The organism is Micromonospora sp. BL4, from assembly GCF_003667505.1.
Lineage (GTDB): Bacteria > Actinomycetota > Actinomycetes > Mycobacteriales > Micromonosporaceae > Micromonospora.
The window spans coordinates 1-20,407 of record NZ_RCVJ01000139.1 but is presented as its reverse complement, the minus strand read 5'-3'; the positions used below and the strand labels follow the sequence as shown (position 1 = coordinate 20,407).

Sequence of the window (20,407 nt, the reverse complement as noted above, 5' to 3'; positions counted from 1 at the left end):
ACGGCGGCCCGCGGCCCGTTGCCGGCCGGTGGTGGCGCGCCGGTCACGTCACGGCCGGGAAGTTCGCGGCTGCGGCGAGAGCGTCCAGCTCGGCGCGGAGCTCGGCCGCGGGCGGGTAGTCGCCGTCGCGCTCCAGCAGCAGCGCCGGCGGTCGCCGCCGGGCGCAGAGCGCGCCGACCAGCTCCAGCACCGCCGGCGGCACCGGGTCGGTGTGCGTGTCGTGGTAGAAACCGCCGCGTTCCGCGCCGCCGGCCACGTGCACGTACCCGACCCGCTCCAGGGGCAGCCGGTCCAGCAACGCCAGCGGGTCGGTGCCCCGGTTGCGGGCGTTGGCGTGCACGTTCGCCACGTCCAACAGCAGCAGCGCCCCGGTCCGGTCCAGGATCTCGGTGAGGAAGTCCGCCTCGTCCAGCTCGTCGTCGGGCCAGTCCACCAGCGCGGCGATCGGTTCCAGCGCGATCGGCACCGGCAGGTCGGCCTGGGCCCGCGCCACGTTGGCGCAGACCGCGTCGACCGCCTCCCGGCTGCGCGGCAGCGGCAGCAGGTGCCCGGCCTCCAGACCACCGGCCCGGACGAAGGCGATGTGCTCGCTGACCAGCGGGGCGTCGACCCGCTGCGCCACCGCGGCCAGGTGGGCGACCCGGGCCGGGTCAACCGGCTCGGCGCCGCCGAGGGAGAGCCGCACCCCGTGCGGTACGACGGTCAGCGCGCGCTCGCGCAGCTGTGCCAGGCCCGGCGGGAGCGGCCCGGTCGCGGGCACCGACTCGGCCACCACCTCGACGAAGCGCAGGCCGGGCAGCTCGGCCACGAAGCCGGCGATCTCCGGGCGCCAGCCGATGCCGACGCCGTACGGGCCGGTCATCCGCCGCACCCACCACCGCCGCCGCAGCCGCCGCCTCCGCCGCACGAGCTGCCACCACTGCACGAGCTGCCGCCGCCGTCACCCGACGTGCCGCCCGACGACCACCCGCTGCCGGACGCCGCCTGGCGCTGGATCTCGGCCTGCTCGGCGAAGCCCGGGTCCAGGGCCCAGAGCGACGCCGTGCCGTACAGGGCCACGCCCATCGCCGCGCCGGCCGCGCCGTAGGTGGCGAACGCGGGGGACGAGGCGGGCGCCAGGTGGGTGTGCTGGCGGCGCAGGTCGCGCAGTGCGGCGCGACCGGCCCGGGTACGGTCGGGCACCCGCCACAGCACCAGCACCGCCGCCAGCACCGCGAACATGGCGAGCATCAGGTAGCCCACCGGGCGTCCGTTGGAGAGCCCGGTGAAGAACCGGTACCCGCCGATGGCCAGCAGGCCGACGAGGCCCAGGGCCCAGTGCCGGGCGGCGGTCCGGCGCTGGTGGCTCAGCAGCAGTCCACGCTGCTCGAGCCCGGCGCGGAGCTGGTCGAGCGCGGTGCGGACCCGTTGGTCCTGAGGCAGCTCGCCGGCTCGGGCGCGCTGATGGGCGGCCCAGTGCACCGCCTGGTCCAACGGGGTGAGCCCGGTCGGCGCGGGGCCGGTGGTCAGCAGGCGACGGTCCGGTCCGACGCCGATCGCACCGGCACCGCGCAGGCCGCCGACCGCGGCGTGCACGGCGAGGCGGGGACCGCCGTTGAGGTATGCGGCCTGTTGCGGATCGAGTGGCCCCGACACGGCGTCCGAGGCGCTGGCGGGCCGGCGGAGCCGGTGCCACACCGAGAGCGCGACCAGCACGGCGGCCGCCGCGAGGTAGAGCCGGAGGAAGGTCGGGCCGGGGATGCCCCAGGTGTCGCCCGACGCGGCGTGGACGTTCATCGGCTGCTCCTGTCGCCGGAGGGTTCGGCGGCCTCATTGTGGAGCAGCGATGCCACGGTCGTCGGCCCGGCGTCCGGGTAGGACGCTCCGTGGCGGCCGGAGCGGTCAGCGGCGGCGGACCGCCTCCTCGACCAGGTCGAGAACGGGGCCCAGGTCGCCGGCCGGCCGGCCCATCGCCAGGTGCAGCACCAGGCCGTCGTAGGCCAGCTCCAGGAACTGGGCGAGCACGTCGATCGGCACGTCCTCGCGCAGCACCCCGGCGTCGCGCTGGCGGGCCAGCCGGTCCCGGGTCGCCTCGGCGATCGCCGCGGACCGTTCCGCCCAGCGCCGGGCGAACGCCGGGTCGGTACGCAGCCGGCGGGAGACCTCCAGCTGGCTGCCGAGCCAGCCGGTGGTATCGGGGGAGACGGCGCCGGCCAACAGGTCCCGCATCACCTGCACCAGGCCGTTGCGGGCCACCGTCTCGACCATCGCGGCGGCGTCGTCCTCGGCGACGGCGAGAAAGAGTGAGTCCTTGTCCCGGAAGTGGTGGAAGATGGCACCCCGGGAGAGCCTGGTGGCCTCCTCGAGGCGGCGTACGGTCGCCCCCTCGTAGCCGTGCCGGGCGAAACAAGACCGCGCGGCGGCGAGGATCTCCTGACGGCGCGCGTCGAGCTGGTCCTGGCTTACTCTGGGCACGCGTCGATCGTCGCAGGTCACCCCGCGTCACGCAAACCGTACGTACGGCTTGGTATATCACCCGAGCCGGCACCGCTACCATCGCCCCGTGACTGCGCCCCGCACCCCCGCCGCCCCGCTCACCGTGGCCACCGTCCAGGCGACGCCGACGCCCGGCGACGTCGCCGGCAACGCGGTCGCCGCCGCCGACCTGGTCCGCCGGGCCGGTGGGCAGGGCGCCCGGGTGGCCGTCCTGCCGGAGCTGTACCTCTGCGCGTACCACCCACCGACCCTCGCCGCCGACCCGACCGGCACCGACGTCACGGCCGACCCGGCCGGGGCCGTCGCCGACCCCCGGCTCGATCCGCTGCGCGCGGCAGCGCGCGAGGCCGGCGTCACCGTGGTGGTCGGCGCCGCGGCCCGGCACCCGGACGGCCGGCGGACCATCGCCGCACTGGTGGTCGACCGGGCCGGCGCGGTCCGCGTCGGATACGACAAGCAGCAGCTGTGGGGCACCGAACGGGACCTGTTCAGCCCCGGTGGGCGGGGTGCCACGCTGCTCGTCGACGACTGGCGGCTCGGGCTGGGCATCTGCTACGACGGCTGCTTTCCGGAGCACGGCCGCGCCGCCGCGCTCGACGGGGCGCACGGTTACCTGTGCCCCAGCGGCTACCTGGCCGGCTCCGAGCATCGCCGGGACCTGTACTACGCCGCGCGCGCCCTGGACAACACCATGTTCGTGGTCTTCGCCAACGCGGTCGGAGGCGTCGACCCGTGGCGCTTCAACGGCGGCGCGGCGATTTACGACCCGCAGGGGCGGGTGCTGGCCCGGGGCGCCGACGAGGGCACCGCGGTGCTGGTGGCGACGCTGGACCCGGCCGTGCTCGCCGCCACCCGCACGGCCCATTCGATGCTCGCCGATCGACTGCCGGACCAGGGTGGCCAGCGGGTGTCGATGTCCGGTTGAGCACCCCGTCAGGTCGACACCCGCCGGACCTGTTGGCGGACACGTCGGTCCCGTAGGGTGCCCGAGTGCCACTGCTCCTGCTGGACCTGGACAACACCCTGCTGGACCGGGCCGGGCCGTTCCGCCGCTGGGGTGAGCGCTTCCTGGACGGCATCGGCGCGCCCCCCACCGACATCGACTGGCTGATCTCGATCGACGCCGACGGGCTGACCGACCGCTGGGACCTGGCCGACGCCATCCGGGACCGCTACGAGCTGCGCATACCCTCGATCGACCTGGTGGAGGAGCTGCACGACGGGGTGGTCGCGCAGACCCGGCTCGATCCGCTGATCGCCTGCGCCCTGCGGATCGCCGACGACGCCGGCTGGGTGCCGGTGGTGGTCTGCAACGGCACGGTACGCGTGGAGGACGCCAAGATCCGCCAGACCGGCCTGGACCGCTACGTCGCCGACTGGGTGATCTCCGAGGAGGCCGGGGTCAGCAAGCCGAACCCGCGGATCTTCGCGCTCGCCGCGCAGCGGGTCCGGATGCCGCTGCGCGGCGCCTGGGTGGTCGGCGACAGCCCGGAGGCGGACATCGGCGGCGCTGCCGCGGTCGGGCTGCCCAGCGTCTGGCTGCACCGGGGGCGTACCTGGTCGGACACCCGGTTCGCGCCGAGCCGATCGGTGGACGGGCTGATCGCCGCGGTCGCCACCGTGCTCGGCGGCTGACGGCACGCGTCGCCGCCGCTCGCGGCGGACGTTTCGATAATTCGGTTGACCGGCTGCCGGGACGACGGCGAGCATGGTCAGCGCATCGTGCACCCCGGGTACGCGCCCGGTCGAGGAGAGGGGGTCGGTCATGGCCGTCTTCGCAGGTCGCTTCCAGCTGCCTTCATCAGCCTCGACCAAGGGAACCTCACCACAGTGCGTGATCACGACCTTCCGGCGCTTGAGCGCCGGCCCCGCGGCAGAGGTCGCTTCGACGACGACGAGCCGCAGTTTCTGAAGCGCGGGCGGCACACCGAGCCGCCCGCCGACCCGGACAGCGAACCTGACCCGGACACCGGCGACCGCTGGTCGTCCTGGGACGACGCCGTGCACGGCCCGGAGCCGTACCCGGACTGGCTGGTCACCGAGCTGGCCGCCAAGGACACCGAGCTGGGTGTGCTGAAGACCGGCAAAGAGGCGGACGTGCACCTGGTCCGCCGCGCGGTGCCCGGCACGGACCGGTCCTGCCTGCTGGCGGTCAAGCGTTACCGGGACGCCGAGCACCGGCTGTTCCACCGGGACGCCGGCTACCTGGAGGGCCGGCGGGTGCGCCGGTCCCGCGAGAACCGGGCGATGGCCGGCCGGACGGCCTTCGGTCGGCAGATGATCGCCGGGCAGTGGGCCGCGGCGGAGTTCGCCGCCCTGAGCCGGCTCTGGGAACTCGGCGCCGGGCACGACCGGATCGCCGTGCCCTACCCGGTGCAGCTACGGGGCACCGAGTTGATGCTGGAGTTCGTCGGCGACGCCGAATCGGGGGAGGCCGCGCCCCGGCTGGCCCAGCTGCGGCCCGGTCCGACCGAGCTGCGCGACCTGTGGGACCAGCTGGTGGAGGCGCTGCGGGTGCTGGCCCGGGCCGGCTACGCGCACGGCGACCTGTCGCCGTACAACCTGCTCGTGCACCGCGGTCGGCTGATCGTGATCGACCTGCCGCAGGTGGTCGACGTGGTGGCGAACCCGCAGGGGCCCGAGTTCCTGGCCCGCGACGTACGCGTGGTCGGCGCCTGGTTCGTGGCCCGGGGGCTGGCCGCTGAGCAGGTCGACCCCGGCACGCTGACCGGGGAGCTGCTGCGCGAGGCGGGACTGCGCTGACCGGAAGGGGTCGGGCGGCCGCACCGGCCGCCCGACCCGCCGGTCACTGCAGGTAGCGCTCCACCTCGGGCTTGGGGCGTTCGCCCTGGGAATCCGGGTCGCCGTGGGTCTGCCGGGCGGCCCGCCGGCGGCGCAGCAGATCCCAGCACTGGTCGAGGGACTCCTCCAGGTCACGCAGCCGCTCGCTGGCCTCGCCCTCGGTGCCCGACTCGTGGGCCTGAGCCGCCGCACGCAGCTTGTGTTCCTCGTCGACCAGTTCAGAGATCCGGTTCAGGATGGTCTTGTCGTCCATGCCACAGAGCCTGGCACAGGGTGCCCGGCATCGCCCGGATTCGGGGGGACCGGTGCGTTCCCGGTCACGGTCGCGGGCCGGCCGCTGTGCCGGCGTCCCCGACTCTGGCGGCTCGCCGCCGACCTGGCGATCGACGAGAGTACGAGCCCCGCCAGCGCCGGCGCGGGTGATGCTCCTGACTCTCCATTCCGGACACCGGCTGAGCTGCGCCCGCGAGGGGAACGCACCATGAGCGTGGAAATTCCACCGAGCGCAAGTCTAGAGGTGCCCTGGTTTTGGTGAGATGCTTCCGTCGCCCAGAAGGTGAAAGTTCCACAGTTCCGACCGACCGAAGTGGACCGCTGCGGTCGGTGGGACGCCGAGGAGTCGTGGTTCCATGTCGCAGGTGTCCGATGCCGGCCCCGCCCCCGTCAGCACCGAGCCCCGGACGATACCGCTCCGTCGCGTCCTGCCCGCGCTGGTCCGCGACCCGCTCGGCGCGCTGGTCGGCTTCGCGGACGCCGCCGGCGGCGAGGTCGTCCGGCTGAACCTCGGCTCGTTCCGCCCCTACCTGGTCAGCCACCCGGAGCACCTGCAACGGGTGCTGAGGGACAACGTTGCCAACTACACCCGCGACGGGGACGGCCTGCTCTGGCGGCCGGTCCGCCGGATCGTCGGCGACGCCATCCTGGTCGCCGAGGGGGAGGTCTGGGAATCCAGCCGGGGCGCGCTGCAACCGCTGTTCACCGCCAAACGGGCCGAGACGCTGGTCGACAAGATGGCCGACGCCATCAACGAGGCGGTCGACGAATGGCTGGAGCCGGTGCGGGAGGGCCGCCCGATCGACGGCGGCGCCGAGCTGACCCGCATCGTGCTGCGTACGACCATGCGGGTGCTCTTCGCCGACCGGATCTCGGTGCCGGACGCGCTGCGGATCAGCGCCGCGCTGGACACCGTCACCACCGCGATGCTCCCGCGCCTGCTGGTGCCCTTCGTGCCGTACGCGGTGCCGATGCCCGGCGACCGGCCCTTCCGTGAGGCGGTGCGGACCATCGACGAGGTGGTGCTGCCGATCATCCGGGAGGCCCGGGCCCGGCCCACCGACGGCGACGACATCATCTCCACCCTGTGCCGGCCCCGCGCGGACGGCCGCCAACCCGACGAGTACGCCATCCGCGGCGACGTGGTGGCGATGTTCTCCACCGCAACCGAGACCACCATCGCCCTGCTCTCCTGGCTCTGGCCGGTGCTGTCCTCCCGGCCCGACGTGGCCGAGCGGATGACCGACGAGATCGAGCGGGTGGTCGGCGGCGGCCGGGTCGGCCGTGAGCACCTGCCCGAGCTGCGGTACGGGCGGATGGTGCTGGACGAGATGCTGCGGCTCTACCCGGCCGGTTGGATGATCCCGCGGACCGCGGTCGGCGACGACGTGCTGGGCGGCGTACGGATCAAGGCCGGCGGCACCGTGCTGGTCAGCCCGTACGTCACCCAGCGGATGTCGACCTTCTGGGACGACCCGGACCTCTTCGACCCCGAGCGTTTCGCGCCGGAGCGGCCCCGGCGGCCCTACCGCTACTCCTACTTCCCGTTCGGCGGTGGCCCGCACCAGTGCCTCGGGCAGTACCTGTTCCTGCTGGAGGCGCAGCTCATCGTCAGCACGGTGCTGAGTCGCTACCGCTTCCAGCTGCGCCACCCGGTCGACCTGACACCCCGGATGGGCGCCTCCCTGCAACCCAAGCAGCGGGCCGAGCTGATCCTCACCCCGGTCGAGCGCCCGGTCGTACCGTGACGGGGCCGGTGCAGACCGGTCGCGACGTCGTCGCCGAGCAGGGTCGGGTGTGCGCTCTGGCCGTACGCGGCGTACGCGACCTGCAGGACGTCACCGCCGCCCACCCGGAGCTGTTCGACGCCGCGCCGTTCGACCCGGCGCTGCTCAGTTCGGTGGCCACCGCGATCGCGTTCACCGCGCCCTGGCACACCGCCGCCGAGCTGCGGATCACCACCCGTACCCTGCTCTGGGTCTTCGCGGCCGACTGGCAGGTCGACTACCTCGCCCGGTCCGCCGACGACGTCCGCGAGGTGGTGACCGACTGCCTGGCGGTGGCCGACGGTGGCGCGCCGCCGCCCGGGCGGCACCTGGCGCGGCTGCTGGCCGACCTGCGCGACGAGCTGGCCGCCGTGCCGGCCTTCGCCGAGCTGCGGCCGATCTGGCGCGACGAGCTGGCCCGGATGCTCGCCGCGGTGGCCCGGGAGTGGGACTGGAAGAAGCTTCCCGCCGACCCGTCCACCGGACAGCGCCTGCCGGACCTGGACGGCTACCTGGACAACGCCGACAACCTCGCCTGTTCCTTCGTCAACGTCACCCACTGGATCGCCACCGGCGACGACGAGACGCTCGCCCAGCTGAGCGACCTGCTGGCCGCCGGGCGCGGCGTGCAGCGCGTACTGCGGCTGGTGAACGACCTGGCCACGCACGGCCGGGACGCCGAGTGGGGCGACCTGAACGCGCTGCTGGTCGCCGACCCGGCGCAGGTGCAGACCCGGCTGGCCGAGCTGACGGCCGCTTCCCGCGCGGAGCTGGCCGCCCTCGCCGAACGCTGCCCGCGCGAGGCGGACTACCTGCACCGGCAGATCTCCTTCACCGGCGGCTTCTACCAGGTGTCGGACTTCTGGGGGGTGCGTGATGAGTGACGGCGCGTTCCGGGTCCTGGCCGGGCCGGTCACCGGCGGCGACCCGGCCACCGACTCCGCCCGCGAGCTGATCGCCGGCCTGGTGCTGCGGCCGTGGGGGCAGGTCGCGCCATCGGTGTACGAGACCGGTCGGCTGGTCGCCGACGCCCCGTGGCTGACCGGCCACCGCCAGCGGATCGGGTTCCTGCTGCGCCGCCAGCGCCCGGATGGCGCGTGGGGCCCGCCCGAGGGGTACGCCCTGGCGCCCACGCTGAGCGCCACCGATGCGCTGCTCGCCGCGCTGGCCGAGAGCCCTGCCGGGACGGAGCTGCTCGCCCCGGTGGCCCGCGGGCTGCGGGCGCTCACCGGCACGCTGCTCGCCATCGACGCCCGGGAGCTGCCGGACACCCCGGCGCTGGACCTCATCGTCCCGGCGCTGGTCGACTCGATCAACAACCGGCTGGCCGGACTGGGCCGGGAGACCGCGGACCTGCTGCCCCGACCGCCGCTGGGGCTGCCCGCCGGGCTCGAACCCGGTCGGCTGCGCGCGGTGCGGGCGGCGGTGGCCGCCGGAGCGGCGCTGCCGCCGAAGCTGGCCCACTTCTACGAGGTGTTGGACGCGGCGCCGGCCGACGCCGGGCCCACCCTGACCGCCGTGGGCGCCTCGCCCGCCGCCACCGCGGCCTGGCTGACCACGGCCGGCCCGGAAGCCGGGCCGACCGCGCACGACTTCCTGCGGGACCTCATCCGCGACGGCGGTGGCCCGGTGCCCTGCCCGGCGCCGATCACCGTCTTCGAACGGGCCTGGGTGCTCAGCGGGCTGCGCCGCGCCGGCATCGCGGTCAACCCGCCGAGCGCCCTGCTCAAGAGCCTGGCCGGGGCCACCGGCACCGAGGGCATCGCCACCGGCGACGGGCTGCCGACCGACGCCGACACCACCTCGGTGGCGTTGGACGCGCTGGCTCGACTCGGTCGCCCCGCCGACCCGGGCAGTCTGTGGGCGTACGAGACGACGGACGGCTTCTGCACCTGGCCGGGCGAGGACGGCTTCTCGGTCACCACCAACGCGCACGTGCTGGACGCCTTCGGCCAGCACGTGGCACGGCAACCGGATGCCGACGGGCGGTACCACCGGGCGGTCGAACGGCTCAGCGTCGTGCTGCCCGGGCACCAGCGCGCCGACGGCGGCTGGCAGGACCGGTGGCACGCCTCGCCGTACTACGCCACCGCCTGCTGTGTGCTGGCGCTGGCCGAGTTCGGCCGGGGCGCGGCGGCGGCCGAGGCGGTGGACCGGGCCGCCCTCTGGGTGCTGGACAGCCAGCGCGCCGACGGCTCTTGGGGGCGGTGGGCCGGCACCGCCGAGGAGACCGCGTACGCCCTGCAGATCCTCTTCGCGGCGCCGACGGCGGGACCGAGGGTCGACGACGCCGTGGCCCGGGGGCACGCCTACCTGCACGAATCGGCTGGTCGGGAACACCCTCCACTGTGGTACGGCAAGGAGCTGTACTGCCCTACCGCCATCGTCCGCTCGGCAGTGCTCGCCGCCTGCCGACTGGCCGCCGCCCGCACCCCGGGTGTCGACCGTTCGGTGGCGGATTGCGGTTACCAGGCAACAAAAACAACAACTTGAGGGGTTGTGTGGACACTGCTAGCGTACGCAGAGCCTCAGCCCCGTATGCCCCGCTGCGGTGGGACATCGCCCTCCATGATCACCCGTTGATGAGCTGAGTCAACGCCCAGCCTGGGACGGTTCAATGCGTTCTCGCGGTACGAGTATTCGCACCAAGGTTGTCGCCCTGCTGCTGTCCCTGGTCGCGCTCTGGATGTTCGCGGCATGGGTCACCCTGCGGGACGGCTTCAACCTGCTCGGTGTCCAGTTGCTCAACAGCAAGGTCTACACGCCGAGCGAGCCGCTGCTCCAGGAGCTCCAGCTGGAGCGGCGGTTGACCCAGGCGTACCTGAGCAACCCCGGTGCCGAGCAACGGGCGGCGCTGGAGGCCGAGCAGCGCAAGACCGCGCAGCTGGCGGACGACTTCGCCAGCTCGGTCCGCAACTGGCAGGTCGACGTGGCCGGCAGCTCGGCGCTCGACGCCCAGCTGGACGCCACGATCGCCGAGGTCGGCGCACTCGAACAGACCCGGGTGGAGGTGCTGGGCCGCAGGATCGACCGGGTCGCCGCAGCCACCGCCTACACCGGCGCCATCGAGTCGATCTTCCAGGTCTACGACGTGACGGGCAGCCTGGACGACAAGGAGATCGCCGCCGAAGCGGCCGCCCTGATCCAGCTCAACCGGATGAAGGAGCTGATCTCCCAGGAGGACGCGCTGCTCAGCGGCCTCTTCGGCAACGGCCGGATGAGCGGGCCGGAGTACGCCCGCTACGTCAGCCTGGTCGGCGCCGAGCGGTTCCTCGGTGAGGAGACCCGGGCCCGGCTCGGCGACGCCGATCAGCGCCGTTACCAGCAGCTCGTCGAGGGCGAGGCGTTCACCCGGCTGCGCGCCGTGCAGGACGGCATCATCCGCGAGGGCCGGCCGGCGACCCAGCTGCCGGTCAGCGCCGAGCAGTGGCGCGGCACCGTCGAGCCCGCGCTGGCCGAGGTCAACGAGGCGGTCGCCGCGGGTGGCGAGGGCATCGTCGACCGGGCCACCGGCGTCGCCGTGATGGTCGTCGTCCGGCTGGTGCTCGCCACCGGCCTGGGTCTGCTCGCCGTCATCGCGTCCGTCGTCATCTCGATCACCACGGCGCGTACCCTGCTGCGCCAGCTCGAGCGGTTGCGTCAGGCCGCCTGGCAGCTCGCCGACGAGCGGCTGCCGCGGGTGGTGGAGCGACTCGGCCACGGCGAGGAGGTCGACGTGGCCACCGAGGCGCCGCCGCTGGAGTTCGGCACCGACGAGATCGGCCAGGTCGGCAAGGCGTTCAACGCGGTCCAGGAGACCGCCCTGCGTACCGCCGTCGAGCAGGCCGACCTGCGCCGCAACGTCCGCGAGGTCTTCCTCAGCCTGGCCCGGCGTACCCAGGCGCTGGTGCACCGCCAGCTCACCCTGCTGGACGCGATGGAGCGGCGCGAACAGGACGCGGAGGAGCTGGAGGACCTGTTCCGGGTCGACCACCTGGCGACCCGGATGCGGCGCAACGCGGAAAACCTGATCGTGCTCTCCGGCTCCACCCCGGGGCGGGCCTGGCGCCGCAACGTGCCGATGGTCGACGTGGTGCGCGGCGCGGTGGCCGAGGTGGAGGACTACACCCGGGTCAACGTGCTGCCGCTCGGGCCGGTCTCGCTGGCCGGCCGCGCGGTCGGCGACATCATCCACCTGCTCGCCGAGCTGATCGAGAACGGCCTGTCGTTCTCCCCGCCGCACACCACGGTGGAGGTTCGTGGCCAGCTGGTGGGCCACGGGTTCGCCATCGAGATCGAGGACCGGGGCCTCGGCATGAGCGAGGAGGACCTGGCCGCGGCGAACCACCGGATCGTCGACCGGTCCGAGCTGAACCTCGCCAACGCCGCCCGCCTCGGCCTCTACGTGGTGAGCCGGCTGACCGAGCGGCACGGCGTGCGGGTCCGGCTCAAGGAGTCGGCGTACGGCGGCACCACCGCTGTCGTGCTGATCCCGCTGGAGCTGGTCACCGAGAACGGCGCGTCCCCGGAGGACTCCGGCGCGATGCGGGCCGGGTCGCCGGCCATCCCGCTGCCGTCGTCGTCGACCGCCGCCCTCGCCGCCAGCGATCGCCCGGCCACCCTCGCGCTGGCCGCACCACCGGCGACGGCCGGCACGACGGCGCCGGACGCACCGGAACCGGTGACCCCGGCCGCCCCGGGGGCGGTCCCGGCCGGCGCGCCGGTGGCGAGCGGGACGACCAGCCCGACGGCGCAGACCGACGGGACCGATGTGGACGCCGCCCTGCCGACCCGCCAGCGGACGACGCCGGGCACCGGGTCGTCGGAGCTGCCCAGCCGGGCCCGGCGCGCCCTGGGCCAGCCGGCCCTGGAGGGCCCGACGGTGCCCACCGGCCTGCCCTCGGTCGACCGCGTCGGACCGACGGACCGCGCCGACGAACCGGGCGCGGACGGCGGGCCGATGCCCGCCCGGGCCGAGGCGGACCGGACGGACTCCGGCCTGCCGGTGCGGATCCGGCAGGCGAGCATCGTGCCCGAGCTGCGCGACGACCCGGCGGCCACCGAGACCGACGAGGAGGACGCGGCGCGTCCGCCCGAGCAGGTGCGCCGAATGATGAGCTCCTACCAGAGCGGTACGCGGCGAGGTCGGACCGACGCGGCACGACTGCTCGGCGGCCCGTCCGGCGCCCCGCCGGCGACGCCCGAGCCGACCGACGAGGACCCGCGAACTACCTGACCGGGCGCCGGTGACGCGGGTTTCCGTGCGGCGTGATGGTCAGCCCCAGACGAGTACGGCGACAACAGCCGGGGGAGAAGAGGACGACGAGTGGCCCAGAAGACGGCTTCGAGTGCCGACCTGACGTGGTTGCTGGATGATCTTGTGGGCCGGGTGAAGCAGGCCGAGCATGCGGTCGCGCTCTCCACCGACGGGCTGTTGATGGCCTCCTCGCAGGGGCTGAGCCGGGACGACGGCGAGCACCTCGCGGCGATGGCGGCCGGCATCCAGAGCCTGGCCCGGGGCGCCGGCAAGCGCTTCGGTGGCGGGCAGGTGCAGCAGACCATCATCGAGATGCAGTCGTCGTTCCTGTTCGTCACCGCGGCCGGGCGCAACGCCTGCCTGGCGGTGCTCGCCAGTGAGGACGCCGATGTCGGCCTGATCGCCTACGAGATGGCGATGCTGGTCACCCGGGTCGGCAAGTACGTCGCCTCCCCATCCCGCGGCGCCGACCAGCCGGCCGGCGAGAAGTAGCGGCCATGACGGTGCAGGGAGAATCCGCGGACCATCAGTGGGTGGATGACCATGCGGGTCCGGTGGTCCGCCCGTACGCGATGACGCGCGGGCGGGCCCGCCCGGTCACCGGCACGTTCGACCTGATCTCCCTGGTCACCGCGACCCGAGCCGACGTCACACCGGAGATCGGCATCGGTCCGGAGCACCTGGCGATCGTCGGACTGTGCCAACGAATACAGTCCGTCGCCGAGATCGCCGCCCATCTCGACCTGCCGGTGGGCACCATCCGGGTGCTCCTCGGCGACCTGGCGGCCCGCAACCTGGTGCAGGTCCGCGAACCACAGACCACGGCCGGTCTTCCCGACAACAGCATCTTCGAGGCGGTAATCAATGGACTACGGGCACTCTGACCGGCCGGCGGGAGCGACCCCACTGCCCACCGCGATCAAGATCCTGGTCGCCGGTGGCTTCGGCGTGGGCAAGACCACGATGGTCGGCGCGGTGAGCGAGACCCGGCCGTTGCGCACGGAGGAGGTGCTGACCGAGTCCGGGGTCGGCATCGACGACCTGTCCGGTGTGGAGGAGAAGACCACCACCACCGTGGCGATGGACTTCGGCCGGATCACCATCAGTGACGACCTGGTGCTCTACCTGTTCGGCACCCCGGGGCAGGACCGGTTCTGGTTCGTCTGGGACGAGCTGGCGCTGGGCGCGATCGGCGCGGTGGTGCTGGCCGACACCCGGAGACTGGCCGACTGCTTCCCGTCGATCGACTACTTCGAGGGCCGGGGCACCCCGTTCGTGGTCGCGGTGAACTGCTTCGAGGGCTCCCGGCAGTACCGGCTCGACGAGGTGCAGACCGCGCTGAACCTGGACCCGGGGGTGCCGGTGCTGCTCTGCGACGCCCGTCAGCGCGAGTCGAGCAAGGAGGTGCTCGTCACGCTGATGGAGCACGCCATGAAAACCCGGGAGGCCCGACGCCGCGCCGCCGGCTCGAACTGACGAGGTCCGAAGAAATAATTCCGGCACCCGGTGTCCGGAACGGCCGCGGCCGATCGTCATGCTGGCGATACCCGGACACACCAGGGAGCGACCAGATGAAGTACATGATGTTCGTCTGCACCGACACCGAACCGGACACCGACCCGAGCGACGTACCCGACATCCACGCGTGGGTGGCCGAGAACGACGCGCGTGGCCGCCGCCTCCAGGGCGACGCGTTGGCGCCCACCACCGCGGCCACCACGGTTCGCGTGCGCGGCGGTGAGCTGCTCGTCTCCGACGGGCCGTTCGCCGAGACCACGGAGGTGATCGTGGGTTTCGACCTGCTCGACTGCGCCGACCTCGACGAGGCGATCGAGGTGGCGCGTGCCCACCCGATGGCCCGGCACGGACGACTGGAACTGCGCCCGTTCGCGGGCCTGCCCGGCTGACCGGGTGGCCCGTACCGAAACGCCGGACGGTGCGCGACACGGACGCGCCGGCCGGGTGACCGGCACGCCGGCGGCCGAGGCGGCGGAGGCCGTCGCGGCCGCCGGCGCCGAGGCGTACCCACGGATCGTCGCGACCCTGATCCGGGTGACCGGGGACTGGGCGTTGGCCGAGGACTGCGCCCAGGAGGCGCTGGCCGTCGCGCTGGAGCGCTGGCCCGGCGACGGTGTGCCGGCCAACCCGGGCGGCTGGCTGATGACGGTGGCCCGCAACCGGGCGATCGACGTGCTGCGCCGGGCCGCCGTGGAACGCCGCAAGCTGCACGACCTGGCGGTGCTCACGCCGGTTGACGCTGAGCCCGGGCCCGCGATGGGGGAGGACGTGGTGGACGACCGGCTGCGGCTGATCTTCACGTGCTGCCACCCGGCGCTCGCGATCGAGGCCCGGGTGGCGTTGACGCTGCGCACCGTCTGCGGGGTGCCGACCGCCGCCATCGCCCGGCTCCTCCTGGTCAGCGAGTCGACGATGACCCGACGGCTGACCCGGGCCCGGACCAGGATCGCGCAGGCGGGCATCCCGTACCGGGTGCCGAGCGGGCCGGCGCTGGCCGAACGGCTGCCCGGCGTGCTCGCCGTGCTGTACCTGCTCTTCACCCGGGGCTACGTCGCCGACGGCGAACCCGCCTTCGCCGACGAGGCGGTCCGGCTGGCCCGGCTGCTCGACCGGCTGATGCCGGAGCAGTCCGAGGTCGCCGCCCTGCTGGCGCTGTTCCTGTTCCAGCACTCCCGCCGGGACGCCCGTCGCGACGCCGCCGGTGCGCTCCTCACGCTCGACCGGCAGGACCGCCGCCGGTGGGACCACAGCGCGATCGCCGAAGGGCTCGCCGCGCTGGCCCGGGCACGCGACGACGGGCCGTACGCGTGGCAGGCCCGGATCGCGGCCTGCCACGCCACCGCCGCGTCCGCCGAGGCCACCGACTGGCCGGCGATCGCACGGGCCTACGACGCGCTGAGCGACCTCCGACCCTCGCCGGTGGTGGCGCTCAACCGCGCGGTCGCGCACGGCTACGCGTACGGTCCGGCCGCCGGGTTGGCGCTGCTCGACGCGGCCCGCACCGGCGGCGGGCTGGACGGCTACCCGCACGCCGTGGCGGTCGAGGCCGACCTGGTGGCCCGACAGGGCGACCGGCTGCGCGCCGCCGCCCTGTTCCGGCGGGCCGCCGAGGCGGTGGGCTCCGCCGCCGAGCGGAGCGCCCTGTTGAGCCGGGCCGCGGAACTCGACCCGTAGCCCGGCATGCCGGAACGCGGCAGGGCCCCTGACCGCTCGCGGCGGTCAGGGGCCCTGGTGACGTCGGTACGTCAGCTGGCGATCATGCGGCGCAGCACGTACTGCAGGATGCCGCCGTGCCGGTAGTACTCCGCCTCGCCCGGGGTGTCGATCCGGACCACCGCGTCGAACTCGACACCGGTGTCGGTGGTGACCGTCACCGTGCGCGCGGTCTCGCCGTCGTTGAGCGCGGTCACCCCGGTGAAGGTGAACGTCTCGGTGCCGGTGAGGCCGAGCGACTCGGCGGTGGTGTCCACCGGGAACTGCAGCGGCAGCACACCCATGCCGATCAGGTTGGAGCGGTGGATCCGCTCGTACGACTCGGCGATGACCGCCCGGACGCCCAGCAGCATGGTGCCCTTGGCCGCCCAGTCCCGCGACGAGCCCGAGCCGTACTCCTTGCCGGCCAGGATGACCAGCGGGATGCCGGCCTCCTGGTAGGCCATCGAGGCGTCGTAGATCGAGGTCTGCTCGCCGGTGAGGTGGTTGACGGTGAAGCCGCCCTCCACCCCGGGGACCAGCTGGTTGCGCAGCCGGATGTTGGCGAAGGTGCCCCGGATCATCACCTCGTGGTTGCCCCGGCGGGAGCCGTACGAGTTGAACTCGTGCCGCGGCACGCCGTGCTCGGCGAGGTACTGACCTGCCGGGGAGTCCGGCTTGATCGAACCGGCCGGCGAGATGTGGTCGGTGGTCACCGAGTCGCCCAGCTTGGCCAGCACCCGGGCGTCGGCGATGTCGGTCACCGGGCTCGGCTCCTGCTGCATGCCCTCGAAGTACGGGGGCTTGCGCACGTAGGTGGAGTCGTTCGCCCAGGCGAAGGTGTCGCCGGTGGGGGTGGGCAGCGACTGCCAGCGCTCGTCGCCGGCGAAGACGTCGGCGTACGCGGCGCTGAACCCGGTGGCGCCGATCGCCTGGGCGATGACGTCCTGGATCTCGGCGCTGTTCGGCCAGATCTCGCGCAGGAAGACGGGGTTGCCCTCGCTGTCCTCGCCGATCGGCTCGTTGGCCAGGTCGATGTCCATCGTGCCGGCGAGCGCGTACGCGACCACCAGCGGCGGGGACGCGAGGTAGTTCATCTTGACGTCCGGGTTGATCCGGCCCTCGAAGTTGCGGTTGCCGGAGAGCACCGAGACGACGGCGAGGTCCTTCTCGTTGACCGCCGCCGACACCTCCTCGGGCAGCGGGCCGGAGTTGCCGATGCAGGTGGTGCAGCCGTACCCGACCAGGTTGAAGCCGAGCTTGTCCAGGTACGGAGTGAGGCCCGCCCGCTCGTAGTAGTCCATGACGACCTTGGAGCCGGGCGCCAGGGTGGTCTTGACCCACGGCTTGCGGGTCAGGCCCTTCTCCACGGCGTTGCGCGCCAGCAGCGCGGCGCCGATCATCACCTGCGGGTTGGAGGTGTTGGTGCAGGAGGTGATCGCGGCGATCACCACGGCGCCGTGGTCCAACTCGTACTCGACGCCGTCGGCGCCGGTGACCCGGATCGGGTCGGTGGCCCGACCGCCGGAGCCGACCGCCGCGGTCTCCAGGTCGCGCGGCTCGTCGGCCGGGTCGCTGAACTCGTTGGCCGGCGGGTCGCTGGCCGGGAAGGACTCGGCGCTGGCCTCGTCGGCCGGGCCGTTGGCGCCGATCGGCAGCTGCTCGCGGGGCACGCCCGGCTTCAGGTCGCGCTCGCCGGCCTCGTCGTCGGCCACGTAGTCGGTGAGCGCCGAGCGAAACAGCGTCTTGGCGCTGCCCAGCGGCACCCGGTCCTGCGGGCGCTTCGGGCCGGCCAGCGACGGCTCGATGGTGCTCAGGTCGAGTTCGAGGCGCTCGGAGTACTCCGGCTCCGCGTCCGGGTCGTGCCAGAGACCCTGCTCCTTGGCGTACGCCTCGACGAGCGCGACCTGCTGCTCGTCGCGACCGGTCAGCTTCAGGTAGCGGACCGTCTCGCCGTCGATCGGGAAGATCGCCACGGTGGAGCCGTACTCGGGGGACATGTTGCCGATGGTGGCCCGGTTGGCCAGCGGCACGGCGCTCACGCCGGGGCCGTAGAACTCGACGAACTTGCCGACCACGCCGTGCTTGCGCAGCATCTCGGTGATGGTCAGCACCAGGTCGGTGGCGGTGGTGCCGGCCGGCATCTCGCCGTGCAGCTTGAAGCCCACCACGCGGGGGATCAGCATGCTGACCGGCTGGCCGAGCATCGCGGCCTCGGCCTCGATGCCGCCGACGCCCCAGCCCAGCACGCCCAGGCCGTTGACCATCGTGGTGTGCGAGTCGGTGCCGACCACCGTGTCCGGGTACGCCTGGCCGTTGCGCTCCATGATGGTGCGGGCCAGGTACTCGATGTTCACCTGGTGCACGATGCCGGTGCCCGGCGGGACGACCTTGAACTCGTTGAACGCGGTCTGGCCCCAGCGCAGGAACTGGTAACGCTCCTTGTTGCGCTCGTACTCCAGCTCGACGTTGCGCTCGAACGCGTCCTCGCGGCCGAACAGGTCGGCGATGACAGAGTGGTCGATGACCAGCTCGGCCGGGGCGAGGGGGTTGACCTTGGTGGCGTCGCCGCCCAGGTCGCGCACCGCCTCGCGCATGGTGGCCAGGTCGACCACGCAGGGCACGCCGGTGAAGTCCTGCATCAGCACCCGCGCCGGGGTGAACTGGATTTCCACGCTCGGGGCGGCGGTGGAGTCCCACCCTCCGAGCTGGCGGATGTGGTCGGCGGTGATGTTCGCGCCGTCCTCGGTCCGCAGCAGGTTCTCCAGCAGGATCTTCAGGCTGTACGGCAGCCGGGCGTGGCCGTCCACCTTGTCGATCCGGAAAATCTCGTAGCTCGCGTCTCCGACGCGTAGCTGGGTCTTCGCACCGAAGGTGTCGAGGCTCGCCACGTCGTACTCCTTCACACCAGCGACCGTGAGTAGTCCTGAGCAGTGTGTCGCACCGGCCAGGGTGCCGCCGAGGTTAGGTGACACTTACCGCCGATTCCGCTCTCAACAAAACCGTACGTCCGTCTTGCTAGTTGCGCAACCCGGCACCGACCCGCGCGCTCCATCTCATCCCTAGCCTCCTAGGACGCGTCACGGGGCGTGGGCTCGGCCGCACGGGCCGGTCGACCCGACCAGCCGCAGGTAGGGTTCGAGGCCGGACGGGGAAGGGGTCGACGGTGTTCGACGTTCAGCACTGGCTCGTGTCGCTGCCGCCGATCGCGGTCTACCTGCTCGTCGCCGGAGTGATCGGCGTGGAGAGCATGGGCGTCCCACTACCCGGCGAGATCGTCCTGGTCAGCTCCGCCCTGCTCGCCGCCACCGGCGTCGTCGAACCGGAGTGGGTGGCCACCGCCGCCGCCACCGGCGCGATCATCGGAGATTCCATCGGGTACGCGGTGGGCCGCCGAGGTGGCCGACCGCTGCTGGCCCGACTGGGCCGGCGCTTCCCCCGACATCTCGGCCCCCCACAGCTCGCCCGGGCGGAACAGAGCTTCGCCCGGTACGGCGTCTGGGCGGTCTTCTTCGGTCGGTTCGTGGCACTGCTACGGATCCTGGCCGGCCCGCTCGCCGGGGCGCTGCACGTGCCGTACCGGCGGTTCCTGCTGGCCAACGCGGCCGGCGGGCTGGTCTGGGCGTTCGGCACCACCTACCTGCTGTTCACCGTGGGCCGGGCGGCCGAGCACTGGCTCAAGGACATCTCCTGGGCCGGGCTGGCCCTCGCGGTGCTCGCCGGCCTGGCCAGCACCTGGTGGCTACGCCGCCGGGCCCACCGGTTCGAGGCGGCCGAACCGACGCCGGACGCCGAGCCGGTGCGCGCGGGCCACGAATCCTGATCCGGGCATGACGAAAGGGCCGGACCCCTGGGGGTCCGGCCCTTGTCGATCGTGCCTGTTGGTGTGTGTCAGCTGGTGGCGTAGCCGCGGGTGGCGATCCAGTCGGCGAGGTGCTCGACGGTGACCTCGTAGGAGGCGGTGTCCGGATCGGCCGAGTCGGCGATCTTCACCACGTTCCCGCCGTCGCGGTACCCGACCACGCTGATGTAGTGCCCGCCCTCGAAGGAGTGCACGCCGCCGTCAACATCGGTGGTGGTGCCGGCGATGTTCGCGACCACAGCCCGACCGTCGTCCACGGTCTTGACGATGTCGGCGCGCAGCTTGTCGGTCTGCTTGCCGTCAGCGCTGGGGCTGGAGATCTCCACGCTGTGGTAGGCGTCGTTCTTGCCGGTCTCCTTGTTCAGCACCGGGGTGATGTCGTTGATGGAGTTGGTGCCGGCCTCGGTGGTGCCCATCTCCTTGGCCATGGCGTCCACGCTGATGTCCTTGCCCTGCACGGACAGGGCGTTACGGGTGGCGGCGGGGCCGCAGTAGTAGAAGTTCGGCTGCGCCTCGTACCGCACACCCAGCTGACGCTCACCCGACGGCTTGCGGTCGGTCTGGGTCTTGGCCGGCTTGGCATCCGAGGCCGCGTACGCGGCGGTGACGGGGCCGGCGATGGCGCCGCCGGTGAACGCGAGGCCAGCGGCGGTCAGAGCGGTCTTGCGGATCAGATCGGTACGCATGATGGCGTGCTCCTCTGCATCAGGGGTGCATACGACACACAAGGGGGGTGCATCGCACGGGAAAACGGGGGGAACTGACTCTTATACACATCTGACG

General features: G+C 73.1%; 19 protein-coding genes. 13 read left to right on the top strand and 6 right to left on the bottom strand.

What is annotated here, in order from left to right:
• Positions 1–43: 43 nt before the first annotated feature.
• From EAD89_RS17395 to EAD89_RS17385, 3 genes are all read right to left on the bottom strand, one after another.
• Positions 44–862, bottom strand: coding sequence for a DUF692 domain-containing protein (locus EAD89_RS17395; protein WP_121656696.1), 819 nt, complete (start codon positions 860–862; stop codon positions 44–46).
• Positions 859–1,776, bottom strand: coding sequence for a TIGR04222 domain-containing membrane protein (locus EAD89_RS17390; protein ID WP_121676488.1), 918 nt, complete (start codon positions 1,774–1,776; stop codon positions 859–861). Before EAD89_RS17390 ends, EAD89_RS17395 begins: the two co-directional genes overlap by 4 nt.
• Before the next feature lie 105 nt (positions 1,777–1,881).
• Positions 1,882–2,454: a TetR/AcrR family transcriptional regulator gene (locus EAD89_RS17385; protein ID WP_089019882.1), complete on the bottom strand. Its 573-nt coding sequence runs from the start codon at positions 2,452–2,454 to the stop codon at positions 1,882–1,884.
• An 88-nt stretch (positions 2,455–2,542) separates the two neighbouring features.
• Between EAD89_RS17385 and EAD89_RS17380 the strand changes: the two genes are divergently transcribed.
• The 3 genes from EAD89_RS17380 (at position 2,543) to EAD89_RS17370 (ending at position 5,238) form a co-directional block, all read left to right on the top strand.
• Positions 2,543–3,400 carry a carbon-nitrogen hydrolase family protein gene (locus EAD89_RS17380; protein ID WP_121676487.1) on the top strand — a complete coding sequence of 286 codons (858 nt, stop codon included), beginning with the start codon at positions 2,543–2,545 and terminating at the stop codon, positions 3,398–3,400.
• Between the two features lie 65 nt (positions 3,401–3,465).
• Complete coding sequence (locus EAD89_RS17375; RefSeq protein ID WP_121656559.1) at positions 3,466–4,110, top strand: HAD family hydrolase; 645 nt, start codon at positions 3,466–3,468, stop codon at positions 4,108–4,110.
• Between the two features lie 195 nt (positions 4,111–4,305).
• Complete coding sequence (locus EAD89_RS17370) at positions 4,306–5,238, top strand: serine protein kinase RIO (protein WP_121676486.1); 933 nt, start codon at positions 4,306–4,308, stop codon at positions 5,236–5,238.
• 43 nt (positions 5,239–5,281) lie between these two features.
• On the opposite strand, the gene EAD89_RS17365 is transcribed toward EAD89_RS17370, so the two are convergent.
• Positions 5,282–5,530, bottom strand: coding sequence for a DUF2630 family protein (locus tag EAD89_RS17365; RefSeq protein WP_121656561.1), 249 nt, complete (start codon positions 5,528–5,530; stop codon positions 5,282–5,284).
• Positions 5,531–5,960: 430 nt separating this feature from the next.
• Here EAD89_RS17365 and EAD89_RS17360 point away from each other — a divergent pair, with 430 nt between their 5' ends.
• From EAD89_RS17360 to EAD89_RS17320, 9 genes are all read left to right on the top strand, one after another.
• Complete coding sequence (locus EAD89_RS17360; protein ID WP_199733545.1) at positions 5,961–7,298, top strand: cytochrome P450; 1,338 nt, start codon at positions 5,961–5,963, stop codon at positions 7,296–7,298.
• Between the two features lie 8 nt (positions 7,299–7,306).
• On the top strand, positions 7,307–8,200 hold the full coding sequence (locus EAD89_RS17355) for a terpene synthase family protein (protein ID WP_233578774.1): 894 nt from the start codon (positions 7,307–7,309) through the stop codon (positions 8,198–8,200).
• The gene (locus EAD89_RS17350) at positions 8,193–9,809 is read left to right on the top strand and encodes a prenyltransferase/squalene oxidase repeat-containing protein (RefSeq protein ID WP_121676483.1); all 1,617 of its coding nucleotides are present in this window, start codon (positions 8,193–8,195) and stop codon (positions 9,807–9,809) included. The genes EAD89_RS17355 and EAD89_RS17350 overlap by 8 nt, the downstream gene beginning before the upstream one ends.
• Positions 9,810–9,933: 124 nt before the next feature.
• Positions 9,934–12,531: a nitrate- and nitrite sensing domain-containing protein gene (locus EAD89_RS17345; RefSeq protein WP_121676482.1), complete on the top strand. Its 2,598-nt coding sequence runs from the start codon at positions 9,934–9,936 to the stop codon at positions 12,529–12,531.
• Between the two features lie 90 nt (positions 12,532–12,621).
• Complete coding sequence (locus EAD89_RS17340; RefSeq protein WP_074312735.1) at positions 12,622–13,044, top strand: roadblock/LC7 domain-containing protein; 423 nt, start codon at positions 12,622–12,624, stop codon at positions 13,042–13,044.
• Positions 13,045–13,049: 5 nt separating this feature from the next.
• Positions 13,050–13,436 (top strand): DUF742 domain-containing protein, encoded by a 387-nt coding sequence (locus tag EAD89_RS17335; protein WP_121656566.1) that lies wholly within the window; start codon positions 13,050–13,052, stop codon positions 13,434–13,436.
• Complete coding sequence (locus EAD89_RS17330) at positions 13,417–14,028, top strand: ATP/GTP-binding protein (protein WP_121656567.1); 612 nt, start codon at positions 13,417–13,419, stop codon at positions 14,026–14,028. The genes EAD89_RS17335 and EAD89_RS17330 overlap by 20 nt, the downstream gene beginning before the upstream one ends.
• Before the next feature lie 104 nt (positions 14,029–14,132).
• The gene (locus EAD89_RS17325) at positions 14,133–14,459 is read left to right on the top strand and encodes a YciI family protein (RefSeq protein WP_233578776.1); all 327 of its coding nucleotides are present in this window, start codon (positions 14,133–14,135) and stop codon (positions 14,457–14,459) included.
• Positions 14,460–14,514: 55 nt separating this feature from the next.
• Positions 14,515–15,744, top strand: coding sequence for an RNA polymerase sigma factor (locus EAD89_RS17320; protein ID WP_121676481.1), 1,230 nt, complete (start codon positions 14,515–14,517; stop codon positions 15,742–15,744).
• 71 nt (positions 15,745–15,815) lie between these two features.
• Here EAD89_RS17320 and EAD89_RS17315 read toward each other — a convergent pair whose 3' ends face one another.
• Complete coding sequence (locus EAD89_RS17315; RefSeq protein WP_121676480.1) at positions 15,816–18,668, bottom strand: aconitate hydratase; 2,853 nt, start codon at positions 18,666–18,668, stop codon at positions 15,816–15,818.
• A 260-nt stretch (positions 18,669–18,928) separates the two neighbouring features.
• On the opposite strand from EAD89_RS17315, the gene EAD89_RS17310 reads away from it, so the two are divergent.
• On the top strand, positions 18,929–19,585 hold the full coding sequence (locus tag EAD89_RS17310; protein ID WP_121656570.1) for a DedA family protein: 657 nt from the start codon (positions 18,929–18,931) through the stop codon (positions 19,583–19,585).
• A 68-nt stretch (positions 19,586–19,653) separates the two neighbouring features.
• Here EAD89_RS17310 and EAD89_RS17305 read toward each other — a convergent pair whose 3' ends face one another.
• Positions 19,654–20,310, bottom strand: coding sequence for a C39 family peptidase (locus EAD89_RS17305; RefSeq protein WP_121656571.1), 657 nt, complete (start codon positions 20,308–20,310; stop codon positions 19,654–19,656).
• Positions 20,311–20,407: the final 97 nt, after the last annotated feature.